The following is a 12291-nucleotide window of genomic DNA, read 5'->3' as shown; positions in this document are numbered from 1 at the left end:
TTTTTTTATGCTGTGCTTTGTGGTAATTCACAAGCAGAGCGACCACATAGCTATAGGACTTGATCCCTTTTTTTTGGTTGTTGGCTTTTAAAAATGAGTTAAACGTTTTTTTGAAATATGGTTCTGCTTTTGTCTTGTGCTTTTTCCAGAAGGTATCGACCTGGATATAGTTTTTGATAATGCCAGGGTAGAGTTGCTTTTTAAGTACTTCAAATTGTTCGGGACTTTTTCTTTTTACAGCTGCTAGCGCATAGCGCAATACGTACAAGTACCCGGAATACTGAAAGTATTTATCAGTATTATGAGTGGCTGCTAAAAATCCAATAAAGTTCGCTTCGTTCTCTGCAGAATACCCAATTTGATGGGCTTGTTCATGGCAGCTCACAATGGGGTATCGGTAATTTATTTGTAAGCCATTGACCTGCGCTTCGTTGGTAAAGGGGTTTAAATAGCCACCATATCCCATATAAGTTAGTCCAGTGGAGTATAGCGAGGTCTTTATGCTTTGCGCCTGTAACTTTAAATCTGGATACTGCTGGGATAATTTCTGATAGCCTTCTAAACTTTTCTTATAGATCTCCTCTTTGGAGTATGGGATTTTGATCATAGCGGTGGAATCCGCGCTTAACTGTTTGTGAATCGCGTTACTTTGTTGGATGAGATAGTTGGTGTAATGGTATAATTCTTCTTGGGTGTAAAGCTCGGAAAGATGGAGTTTTTCATGTAAGGGCAGCCGGTAATAGTTAAAGCCCCATAGCATATGAAACAGCGCATATAGTACGGAGATTACTACCAAACACTCTCGGAGTAGTACCATCGGTTTTTTAAAAAGTTGGGGTAACTCTTTGATCAAAAACCGTATTAAAAACACCGCAGCAATGGAGTATATGATATCGCCTACAGAAAATGGTATCCATCCAAATACGTAGCGGGCAGTTTTGGAAATAATAGGGTATAGGCCAGTACTGTAATACGTCTCTACAAGGCCTGGAAAGGATCCTATGATCTTAACCAAAACTATTTGTGGAACAATGGAAAGCGCAATCAGGGTTCTTAAATGTTTTGCCATAAACTCAAAATTAGACAATCTGCGTGGTTGTCAAAAGTTTAAATGAAAGAATTCCACCAGTGGAAGATTCTTTGCGATTTCGACAAAATAAACCGTGGTTTTTTGGCTTCTCTCTTGTAATGGCTAGGGAAAGCTCTGTTTAAAATGTGGATTTTTAATTTAACATTGGTACTTTTGCCAAAATCTAAATTTATAAACAATGAATTCAGAGATTAGAGCATTAGAACCAACTTCGCTTTGGAATAACTTCGCAGATTTAAATGCTGTACCTAGAGCCTCCAAAAAGGAGGAACAAGTTATTGCATTTATGATGGCATTTGGACAAGGATTAGGATTGGATACCATCAAAGATGAGGTAGGTAATGTCATTATTCGTAAACCTGCAACACCGGGTATGGAAAACCGTAAGACAGTGGTCTTACAGTCTCATTTGGATATGGTTCATCAGAAGAACCGTGATACAAAGTTTGATTTTTCTACCCAGGGCATTGAAATGATCATTGCAGATGGGTGGGTAAAGGCCAACGGAACCACATTAGGGGCAGATAATGGAATAGGGGTAGCGGCCATCATGGCTATTTTACAGAGTGATCAATTAGCTCATCCTGCAATTGAAGCACTTTTTACCATTGATGAAGAAACTGGTATGACAGGGGCTCAAGGTCTCAAAGGTGGAATTCTAAAGGGAGAAATCCTATTGAATTTGGATACAGAGGAGGATGATGAAATAGATATAGGATGCGCTGGTGGTGTAGATTTGACGGCAAGCCGCGCTTACAAGGAGGAAGAAACGCCCTCTGGAGTGAAAGCATACCAAATCAATGTAAAGGGGCTTCATGGCGGTCACAGTGGAATGGATATTCATCGCGGTTTTGGGAATGCCAATAAAATCATGAATCGCCTGTTGTTTGAAGGTTTTGAAAACTTTGGATTGCGAATTGCAAGTATTGATGGAGGAGGGCTTAGAAACGCCATTCCCCGAGAGAGCCAGGCAGTTATAGTGGTGGATGAAATTCATCATGATGCATTTGCTTTGGAGTTTAATCAGTTGGCCTCTTCTATAAAGAAGGAATATAAAGTGATGGAGCCGAATCTTTTCATCAGTGCGGAGGTAACCGACATTCCTTCTTCGGTAATGGAACTCGGTGTGCAGGAAGGAATTACAAGGGCGCTTTACGCTGCGCATAATGGTGTTTACGCCATGAGCCCAACGATGGAGGATGTGGTACAAACCTCCAATAATATTGCCAGGGTTAAAATCAAAGATGGGAAGCTGAAAGTTATGTGTTTAACAAGGTCCTCCGTGGAGTCTTCTAAAATAGATTTGGCCAATGCACTGCGGTCTTGTTTTGAACTATGTGGGTGTTCTGTAGTATTAAAAGGTTTTTATCCAGGGTGGAATCCCAATATGGATAGTCCTATTTTAAAGGTACTCACTGCCAAGTACGAAGCGTTATTTAATCATACCCCTAAGGTGGTCGCATGTCATGCTGGTTTAGAGTGTGGTATTCTAGGGCAAAACTATCCTGAGATGGATATGATAAGTTTTGGTCCTACTATAAAAGGGGCGCATTCCCCAGATGAGCGCGTGGAAATTGAATCGGTAAAGAAGTTTTGGCGATTTTTAAAAGAGATCCTTAGCAATATCCCAGTGAAGGCGTAAGCCGTAAGCCAGGAAGGCTATAAAAAAAAAAGGGTAGTATCCGTTGTTGTGCGTAACTGTAGAGTACCGATGGCTTCGCTGCATGATGACGGATATTTTATGTTACCACTATATTATTTAAATCCACTGATGATCCTTTTTCGGTGATTTATCCCCCATTGGGCAATAGTTAGCGTGAGGGGCTGCAAAGATTTGCCATACGGGGTGAGCGCATAACGCACCATGATGGGATGCGTGCTGAGTACTTCTCTGGTAATGAGCTGATTTGCTTCAAGCTCCTTCAGCTCCCTGCTGAGCATTTTTCCAGAAATCCCTTCTACTTCCTTTAATAATTCTGAATAGCGCATCGCATTAAAGGTCAGACAGGCTATAATTGAAATCTTCCATTTCCCACCGATCACATCCAGGGCGTCATGAATCGCTCTGATATTATTTCTGCACGATTTGTGATCTCCTTGAAGTGTTTTGGCTATGTTGTCCATGTTTGGTTGTTGTTGGTGGTTACCTAAATGTCACCATTACTTTTTGTCGTAAAGTTACTAAATGTCACTGATGAAAGATAACTTTGTCGCTCTAAATATTATAATTATGGATTTAATACAAGATTTAAATTGGAGGTACGCCACAAAAAGCTACTCCAATAAGAAGGTAAGTGAAGAAAAACTGAACTTTATTACCGAGGCTATTAATCTTTCTGCATCCTCCTGTGGTTTACAGCCATACCGCGTATTTGCAGTTGACAATACTGCCTTAAAAGAGAAACTTGGAGCCAACTCCTTTAACAAGCAAATCGCGCAATCCTCACACCTTTTAGTCTTTGCCGCATACAACAAGGTAACGACCCAGCATATAGAAAATTTGGTTGAACTAACTGCTCAGAAGCAAGGGGTTAGCACCGCTTCATTAGAGGGATTATTCACTTCATTGGATTCCTATTTCCGAAGTAGAACAGATCAACAAAACAAACACTGGGCAGAAAAGCAAACCTATATTGCCCTTGGAACGGCTTTAATAGCTGCTGCCAATTGTAAAGTAGATGCCACTCCAATGGAGGGTTTTGATCCCGTGTTGTTTGATGAGTTACTAGGTCTTACAGCGAAAGATTTACACAGTGTAGTGATTCTCTCCCTGGGATATCGCGATCAGGAAAACGATTTCTTAGCTGACGCGCCAAAGGTTAGAATACCCACCGAAGAGATGGTGACAAGAATCAGCTAAGGCCGAACTATCCATCGTGTTCACCTGGTGTTGTTTTTTTAATGTAATTGGAGCGTAAGATGTAGTACCGGGCCAGTGCGAAACAAAAAAAAATGTGCCGGTTTGGTCTACATCTTATTTTTTTAATCAATACGATCGGTTTGGGAACTAGCGACCTCTTCTTTGATGTCTTTGATATATTGCTTTAACAATCTACCGTACTTAGATGCTGCAACCTCGTTAGAGAGCGTATTTGAAATGGAATCCAGGTATTTTATATTGACATTATAAGCGTCCACCAAAGTAATATAGGGCGCCACGTAGGAGTCCGTATTGTTGAGCACAAAATTAATGGTATAAAGATAGCTTCTTTTAGCGTTTTGGTCCGAGCGGGCTTGCAATGAATCTGCCAGGGGAATGTTCCCATCTTTACTTGCTTGTAGAATCTCCTTGATCAGATCTAGGTTTTCGCTGCCAAATTTTGATCGTATTTTCTTGTACTCCATCCATTTGGTATGGCTCGCTGATCCTTCCACTTTAGCCTCAGGAGCAAAGAAATCTCTGGTGGTCTGAACGCTTATCACCCCAGGTTCTGCAAAAATATCGAGTCGATCATTGAGGTTGTTCCCATCATTTTTGTCTAAATAAAGGGTGAGGACTTCTGGGCTTTCAATCTCTGTTATGAATTCAAAGTTAGGCTTTCCCTGAATGATAACCGAATCGATGCTCACAAGAGTGCTATCTTCAACTTTTTGTAAATATATTGTTCCTTTTCGAAGGCCTTCCACGTTTCCTTTAATGGTTACATTACCAGTTTCTTTAGCGCAAGATGCCAAGATGAAGGCGGTCAATAGTAGGGTGATGAGTTTATTCATTGTATGTTATTTTACAAAGCGCAAATATGCATAATTCTTGATTAAGATACTAGTTTTAGGATGCCATTTGCATTAAATAAGCACATAATATGGCGCCATAAGTGCCCACTGCATATCCAAAAACCGATAGTAAAACTCCGACTGTAGCTAGTGAAGGGTGAAATTCGGCAGCTACCACAGGAGCTGATGCTGCGCCCCCTACATTGGCTTGACTTCCGACGGCTAAAAAGAAATAAGGTGCCCTGATGAGTTTTGCAATTCCAATTAGTAAAAGCGCATGAATGCTCATCCAAACCAATCCGATTGCAAGCAATCCTGGATTATCAAATATTCTAAAAATGTCCATTTTCATTCCAATGGTGGCTACTAGGACATAAATACAAATTGATCCAAATTTACTGGCTCCTGCACCCTCGTAGTTTCTGAATTTTGTAAATGACAATCCTATTCCTATGGCAGTGGCAATGGTAATCATCCAAAAGAATTGTGAGCCAAAGGAGGATAGGGCACTCGATTTATCGCTAATGGTTTCGAAATTATTGGTCAGGTACTGCGATATGTTGTCTGCACCCCAATGGGAGATTCCCACTGGTACGAATGCCAGTGCTAAAATGACCATATAATCAGCCAGGGTTGGTTGCCGCGAAATACTTTCTGAAAACTTGGTTACTTTTTCTTTTAATACGGTTATAGCGCTGTTATCGGCTTTCAACCAACGGTCAATCTTATCACTTTTCCCCGCTCCTAATAGAAGTACAGCCATCCACAGATTCGCCACCACAATATCTACAAGCACCATCCCGCCGTATTTTTCAGGGTTGTATTTAAAAATCTCCAACATAGCTGCTTGATTGGCTCCGCCTCCAATCCAACTACCGGCCAAGGTAGCCAGACCTCGCCAAACTTCATCTGGACCAACGCCTCCTACTGTCGCTGGAGATACCGAAGAGATTAGTAGAATGGCCAGGGGGCCTCCTATGATAATTCCTAGGGTTCCAGTGAAGAACATTATAAGCGCCTTTGGCCCGAGATTAAACACCGCTTTTAAATCGATGCTAAGGGTCATTAGTACAAGTGCTGCTGGAAGGAGATATCTACTGGCGACATAATACAGATTCGATGTCTGGTCAGAGATAATTCCAAAGGAATTAAATAGCGATGGGAGTAGGTAACACATTAATACGCCAGGGATGATTTTGTAGAAATTCTTCCAAAATGAGTTGGAGCTCGCACTGGTATAGAAAACAAAACCAAGGCATAACATTATGATGCCCAGGGCTATAGTGTCATCCGAGAAAACGGGAGAATCTTGCATAGAATAAATTTTTGGGAAAATACAAAAACCCTTGGAATAATCAAGGGTTGTGAAGGTTTAAAAAAAAAATAGCCGACTCAACATAATGTCAAGCCAGCTAATGGTCACCAAAACAAATAGTACCTTTATTGGTTTACGCCGCTGGTAAATCCCCTTTTTCTTTGGTTGGTAAGGAGGAGGTCCCCATTAAGTATTGGTCTACATGATAGGCAGCTTCTCTTCCTTCAGAAATGGCCCAAACAATCAGCGATTGTCCTCTTCGCATATCTCCAGCTGCAAATATGTGTGGGATGTTGGTTTGATAGTTATTGCTTGCCTGGATGTTACTTCGTTGATCGATATGCAGCCCTAACTGTTCGCTAAGGGTTTCCTCTGGACCGGTAAATCCTAAGGCTAGTAAAGCCAAATCGCAAGGCCATTGTTTTTCAGAGCCTGCTACTTCTTGAAGTTGAGGTCGCTCTCCTGGAATTTTAACCCATTTAACTTCCACCGTTTTAACAGCCTTCAGATGGCCTTGAGGATCTTTTACAAATTCTTTGGTTAAAATGCTCCATTTCCTATCCACACCTTCCTCATGCGAAGAGCTTGTTTTCAGTGTAAAGGGCCAAAATGGCCAAGGGTTCTCATCGCTTCTAAATTGTGGCGGTATCGGCATGATTTCAAAATTAGTCACCGATTTAGCGCCATGACGATTCGATGTTCCTACACAGTCAGAACCGGTATCACCACCCCCTATGACAATAACATCTTTTCCTTTTGCATTTAATTCAGGGGTACTTTCTGCCAGACCATCGACCACTTGGTTGTTTCTTTTTAAGAACTCCATCGCTTGAACGACTCCTTTGGCATCAGCTCCTGGGATAGGAAGCCCTCTTCTTTTAGTAGCACCTGCACAAAGTACCACAGCGTCAAAATCATGGAGGTCTTCAACTTTGTAATTTACACCGACATGAACGCCCGTTTTAAATGTGATTCCTTCTTGTTCTAGAATGTTGATCCTTCGGTCAATGACACTTTTTTCTAACTTGAAATCAGGAATACCGTAACGCAAAAGACCTCCTACTTTTTTATCTCTTTCAAACACTGTTACCATATGGCCAGCGCGATTTAATTGTTGGGCTGCTGCCAATCCAGATGGTCCTGAACCAATAATTGCCACGGTTTTTCCACTGCGTTTTTTTGGTGGGTTTGCCTTAATCCATCCTTCCTTAAAACCACGTTCAACAATGTATTTTTCAATGAGTTCTATCGATACTGGAGGTTGAATAATCCCTAATACACAAGCCGACTCACAGGGTGCAGGACATAAACGTCCTGTGAACTCTGGGAAATTGTTGGTGGAGTGTAGTATGTGAAGGGCTTTTTGCCAGTTGTTTTTATAAACTGCATCGTTGAAATCAGGAATTAAATTGCCTAGCGGGCAACCACTGTGGCAAAATGGGATTCCACAATCCATACAACGTGCCCCTTGGTTGCTCAAGACCTTCGGATCTAATTCTTTAGTGAATTCTTTATAATCCTTCAGGCGCTTATCAACAGCAAGTGTAGCTTCTTGTTCTCGTTCGTATTCTAAAAATCCTCTTAGTTTTCCCATCTTATGCTATTGTTAATTCTTGTTCAACTTCCGTGTTTTGTTTGGCGATTAATTCTAAGGCCTTTTTGTATTCGGTTGGCATCACTTTTATGAAATTTTTACTATTTGCTATCCAATCACTTAATATGTGCGCCGCTAGCGGACTCTGGGTGTATTCTAAATGATTGGTGATAAGGCTTTTTAATTCTTCTAAATCTTGGACACTCAGGGATTCAAAAGCAACCATTTCCATATTGATATCGTTGGTATCTATGGTGTTGTCTGGATTGTAGATGTAGGCAATTCCTCCACTCATTCCAGCGGCAAAATTTCGTCCTATCTTTCCTAGAATTACAGCAACTCCTCCTGTCATGTATTCACATCCGTGATCACCAATGCCTTCAACAACAGCCTTGGCACCTGAGTTTCTAACTAAGAAACGTTCTCCTGCGATTCCGTTTATATAAGCCTGTCCGTTGATAGCACCGTACAGGGCTACATTTCCGATAATTACATTCTCCTCTGGTTTAAAGGTTGCCTCCTGAGGCGCTTTGACAATTAACTTGGCGCCCGAGAGCCCCTTACCGAAATAATCATTGGTGTTTCCACTAACTGTCATGGTCAATCCTTTGGTAGCAAATGCACCAAAACTTTGTCCGGCCGCTCCTTTAAAATTTAAGTGAAGTGTGTCCTCTGGCAGTCCATTTTCTCCATGAATTTTGGAGATCTCATTACTTAAGATCGCACCCGTGGTACGGTTCGTATTGGTAATGGGAAAATCCAAACTCATTTTCTCTTTACGGTAGACGGCAGGGTGTGCTTGTCTTAGAATTTCAAAATCCAGGGCGTCTTCTAAATGATGATCTTGTTTTTCGGTGTTGTAGAGTTTAACATCCTCTGAAACTCTTGGCTTATATAGGATTTTTGATAAATCAATGCCTTGTGCTTTATAATGCTCAATGGCGGTATTCATGTCTAATTTTTGACTTTGACCTACCATCTGCTGAATACTTCTAAATCCAAGATCTGCCATGATTTGTCGTAATTCTTCGGCCACGAAATACATGAAATTAATCACGTGCTCTGGACTTCCTTTGAAGTTTTTACGTAATTCTGGGTCCTGTGTTGCAATACCAACAGGGCAGGTGTTTAAATGGCAGGCTCGCATCATTACGCAACCAGAGGCTACAAGTGGAGCGGTAGCGAATCCAAACTCTTCTGCTCCTAATAGGCACGCTACAGCTACATCCCTTCCTGTTTTTAATTGTCCGTCACATTCCACCACGATGCGATTTCTAAGGTCGTTGAGTATAAGGGTTTGTTGCGCCTCGGCAATACCTAATTCCCAAGGAAGACCTGCATGTCGAAGGGAGGTTAGTGGAGAGGCTCCTGTTCCTCCATCAAATCCAGAGATTAGCACCACATCTGCTTTTGCTTTTGCTACACCAGCAGCAATGGTTCCTACACCAACCTCAGATACTAGTTTGACATTTATCCTAGCTTCTCTATTGGCGTTTTTAAGATCAAAGATAAGTTGTGCTAAATCTTCAATGGAGTAGATGTCATGATGGGGTGGTGGGGAAATAAGACCCACATATGGAGTGGAATTTCTGGTCTTGGCAATAGCTGGATTGACCTTTGGTCCTGGTAATTGTCCTCCTTCTCCAGGTTTAGCACCTTGGGCCATTTTAATTTGTATTTCCTTGGCGCTCGATAGGTAATTTATGGAAACTCCGAAGCGTCCTGAGGCAACTTGCTTAATGGCGCTGTTTCTCCAATTTCCATTGAGGTCTTTATGGAAACGATCTGGATTTTCACCCCCTTCTCCTGAATTGCTTCTACCACCGATGCGGTTCATCGCAATGGCCAAATTTTCGTGGGCCTCCTTGCTAATAGAACCAAAGGACATAGCCCCTGTTTTAAACCGCTTGACAATTTCCGTCCATGGCTCGACTTCTTCGATTGGAATTGGGTTTAAATTTTTGAATTTAAACATTCCTCTAAGGGTCATAAGTCGCTCACTCTGTTCATTAATCATCTCAGCGTATTGCTTATAACTCGAGAACTTATTGCTTCGTACAGCTTGTTGTAATTTTGCAACCGTAGTGGGGTTGAACATATGGCGTTCGCCGTTCCTTCTCCAGCGGTAATCGCCACCGATTTCTAAATCGAGTTTTGCGTAATTACTGTCTTGGGTGTATGCTTTGCGATGTTTGTTCTGTATTTCTTTTTCAATTTCATAGATCCCAATTCCTTCGATACGTGTAGGGGTGTTGGTGAAATATTTATCGACGAATTTTTTGTTCAAACCAAGGGCTTCGAATATCTGTGCTCCGCGATAAGAGTGAAGGGTAGAAATTCCGATCTTATTCATAATCTTCACAATCCCTTTTCCGATGGCTTTATTGTAGTTTACTACGGCCTCTTCGAAGGTGGTGGTAATTTCTCCTTCATTGACAAGTTTGTCGATAACCTCATTTACCATATACGGATTGATCGCACTGGCGCCATATCCGAATAGCAATGCAAAATGATGCGGCTCTCTAGGTTCCGCGGATTCTATGATAATACCGATAGAGGATCGCTTTGCTCTGCGCCCTAATTCATGATGAACAAAGGAACAAGCCAATGCTGAAGGGATGGGCGCCTGTTCTTTGGAGATATTTCGATCCGAGAGTATAATGATGTTGCTGCCCCCTTTGATGGCTTCTTCAATTTCATCCACCATCGCATCCAGGCGCGCCTCAAGGCCATTGAGCCCTTTGTCAATGTCATAGAGCATTGAGATGGAAGTGGCTTTAAAATCTGGATGATCGATGTATTTTATTTTATCGAGGTCTTCGTTGGAGATGACCGGGTTTTGAATCTTTAGTTTTTTGCATTGCTCGGGTATAATATCAAAGATGTTTTTATCGCCTCCAATGCATAGACTGATATCGGTTACAATTTCTTCTCGTATCCCATCTAGGGGTGGATTGGTCACCTGAGCAAATAGTTGCTTAAAATAATTAAATAACAGTTGTGGTTTGTCAGATAAAACAGCTAATGGCGTGTCGGTACCCATGGAACCAATGGCTTCTTTTCCAAGGGTTGCCATAGGAACAATCAATGTTTTTATGTCTTCTTCTGTATAACCAAATGCTTTTTGGCGGGTTACAAAATCTTCTTTTTCAACAGGGGTTTTATTTCCTGTATAATTAATATCAGATAAGTGTAATAGATTCTCATCTAACCACGCTCTATAAGGTCTTTTGGAAACAATACTTTTCTTCACCTCGTGATCTTGGATAATTCGTCCTTGGTTCATGTCCACAAGGAACATACGGCCAGGTTCTAATCTTCCGTGTAGCGCTACATTCGCAGGATCGATATCAATGACTCCAGTCTCAGAAGACATGATCACAAAACCATCCTTGGTAACAGTATAGCGTGAGGGTCTCAGCCCATTTCTATCTAATAAGGCGCCAATATAATTTCCGTCGGTAAAAGGAATGGAAGCTGGCCCGTCCCATGGTTCCATAATACAAGCATTGTACTCGTAAAAAGCCTTTTTCTCATCACTCATCGACAGATGTTTTTCCCAGGCCTCGGGTACCATCATCATCATGGCCTCAGGAAGAGAGCGGCCGGTTTGCAATAACAGCTCTAAAACCATGTCCATGGAAGCGGAATCTGATTTCCCTTCTAGGACTATTGGAGGGATCTCTTTTATAGTCTTCCCGAAGAGTGCTGTTTTAAAGAGTTCTTCTCGGGCCTTCATTCGACTTAGATTTCCTTTTAAAGTGTTGATCTCTCCATTGTGGCACATATAGCGAAATGGTTGGGCTAAATCCCAGGTAGGGAAGGTGTTGGTGGAGAAACGTTGGTGAACCAAAGCGAGCTTGGTAACCACTTCGGGTTGTTCCAAATCAATGTAGTAACGACTGATGTCCTGTGGCATCAATAGTCCTTTGTATATAATGGTGTTGGTAGAAAGGCTTGCAAAATAGAAATATTCAGCCTCTGCTAAATTGGAATCTAAAATGGCGTGCTCTGCGATTTTTCTTGCAGCAAATAGTTTTGAATTGAAAGCTTGCTCTGAGAGCTCTTGATTGTTTTTTCCGATAAACACCTGCTTGATAGTCGGTTCTGTTTGCGCGGCAATAGTTCCTATACAACTTTTATCCACCGGAACATCTCTCCATCCTATAATCTTTAAGCCTTGCCGTTCTACATTTTGTTCAAAAATATTCATGCAAAGCTTCGATTGATTGACTGACTTTGGTAGAAAAAGCATTCCCACAGCATACGCTTTACTTTGAGGGATTTCAAAATCACAAACTTGTTTGAAGTAGTCGTGAGGAATGTCGATCAATATACCAGCTCCATCACCAGTCTTACCATCAGCACTCACCGCTCCTCTGTGTTCAAGACGTATCAGGATATCGAGCGCTTTATGGATGATATCATTGGTTCTTACTCCGTTTAGGTTACAGATAAAACCTGCACCGCAATTGTCATGTTCGTACTCTGGAGAGTACAGTCCTTGTTTTATTGGCTTCATATAGTCGAGTGATTTCCACAAAAATACCAAGAAATTTAAGGAATTATTAATGTTTT

The 12291-nt window shown here is 41.5% G+C and carries 8 protein-coding genes; 2 read left to right on the top strand and 6 right to left on the bottom strand.

Going from position 1 to position 12291, the window contains the following annotated elements:
- Positions 1 to 1069: DUF3810 domain-containing protein (locus VKY50_RS03385; RefSeq protein WP_324298859.1), on the bottom strand; the 1069-nt coding region annotated here is incomplete at its 3' end.
- Positions 1070 to 1268: 199 nt separating this feature from the next.
- Here VKY50_RS03385 and VKY50_RS03380 point away from each other — a divergent pair.
- Positions 1269 to 2732 (top strand): aminoacyl-histidine dipeptidase, encoded by a 1464-nt coding sequence (locus tag VKY50_RS03380; RefSeq protein WP_324298857.1) that lies wholly within the window; start codon positions 1269 to 1271, stop codon positions 2730 to 2732.
- A 113-nt stretch (positions 2733 to 2845) separates the two neighbouring features.
- Here VKY50_RS03380 and VKY50_RS03375 read toward each other — a convergent pair whose 3' ends face one another.
- Positions 2846 to 3214: a winged helix-turn-helix transcriptional regulator gene (locus VKY50_RS03375; RefSeq protein WP_324298855.1), complete on the bottom strand. Its 369-nt coding sequence runs from the start codon at positions 3212 to 3214 to the stop codon at positions 2846 to 2848.
- A 106-nt stretch (positions 3215 to 3320) separates the two neighbouring features.
- On the opposite strand from VKY50_RS03375, the gene VKY50_RS03370 reads away from it, so the two are divergent.
- The gene (locus tag VKY50_RS03370) at positions 3321 to 3950 is read left to right on the top strand and encodes a nitroreductase family protein (RefSeq protein WP_324298853.1); all 630 of its coding nucleotides are present in this window, start codon (positions 3321 to 3323) and stop codon (positions 3948 to 3950) included.
- Positions 3951 to 4072: 122 nt separating this feature from the next.
- On the opposite strand, the gene VKY50_RS03365 is transcribed toward VKY50_RS03370, so the two are convergent.
- The 4 genes from VKY50_RS03365 to gltB all read right to left on the bottom strand — a co-directional run bounded on the left by VKY50_RS03365 (position 4073) and on the right by gltB (position 12235).
- Positions 4073 to 4804 (bottom strand): DUF4369 domain-containing protein, encoded by a 732-nt coding sequence (locus VKY50_RS03365; protein ID WP_324298851.1) that lies wholly within the window; start codon positions 4802 to 4804, stop codon positions 4073 to 4075.
- Positions 4805 to 4859: 55 nt separating this feature from the next.
- Positions 4860 to 6119, bottom strand: a complete 1260-nt coding sequence (locus VKY50_RS03360) for a DUF819 family protein (protein ID WP_324298848.1) — start codon at positions 6117 to 6119, stop codon at positions 4860 to 4862.
- Between the two features lie 133 nt (positions 6120 to 6252).
- Positions 6253 to 7713 carry a glutamate synthase subunit beta gene (locus tag VKY50_RS03355; RefSeq protein ID WP_324298846.1) on the bottom strand — a complete coding sequence of 487 codons (1461 nt, stop codon included), beginning with the start codon at positions 7711 to 7713 and terminating at the stop codon, positions 6253 to 6255.
- A 1-nt stretch (position 7714) separates the two neighbouring features.
- Positions 7715 to 12235 carry a glutamate synthase large subunit gene (gene gltB / locus VKY50_RS03350; RefSeq protein WP_324298844.1) on the bottom strand — a complete coding sequence of 1507 codons (4521 nt, stop codon included), beginning with the start codon at positions 12233 to 12235 and terminating at the stop codon, positions 7715 to 7717.
- Positions 12236 to 12291 lie beyond the last annotated feature (56 nt).

Origin of the sequence: Galbibacter sp. (genome assembly GCF_035306585.1) — a bacterium.
Lineage (GTDB): Bacteria > Bacteroidota > Bacteroidia > Flavobacteriales > Flavobacteriaceae > Galbibacter.
This window is presented reverse-complemented; position numbering and strand designations above follow the sequence as displayed.

Coding starts and splice junctions, on each gene's coding strand:
- VKY50_RS03355 (WP_324298846.1), bottom strand. CDS start 7,713: ATGGGAAAACTAAGAGGATTTTTAGAATACGAACGAGAACAAGAAGCT.
- gltB (WP_324298844.1), bottom strand. CDS start 12,235: ATGAAGCCAATAAAACAAGGACTGTACTCTCCAGAGTACGAACATGAC.
- VKY50_RS03365 (WP_324298851.1), bottom strand. CDS start 4,804: ATGAATAAACTCATCACCCTACTATTGACCGCCTTCATCTTGGCATCT.
- VKY50_RS03370 (WP_324298853.1), top strand. CDS start 3,321: ATGGATTTAATACAAGATTTAAATTGGAGGTACGCCACAAAAAGCTAC.
- VKY50_RS03360 (WP_324298848.1), bottom strand. CDS start 6,119: ATGCAAGATTCTCCCGTTTTCTCGGATGACACTATAGCCCTGGGCATC.
- VKY50_RS03380 (WP_324298857.1), top strand. CDS start 1,269: ATGAATTCAGAGATTAGAGCATTAGAACCAACTTCGCTTTGGAATAAC.
- VKY50_RS03375 (WP_324298855.1), bottom strand. CDS start 3,214: ATGGACAACATAGCCAAAACACTTCAAGGAGATCACAAATCGTGCAGA.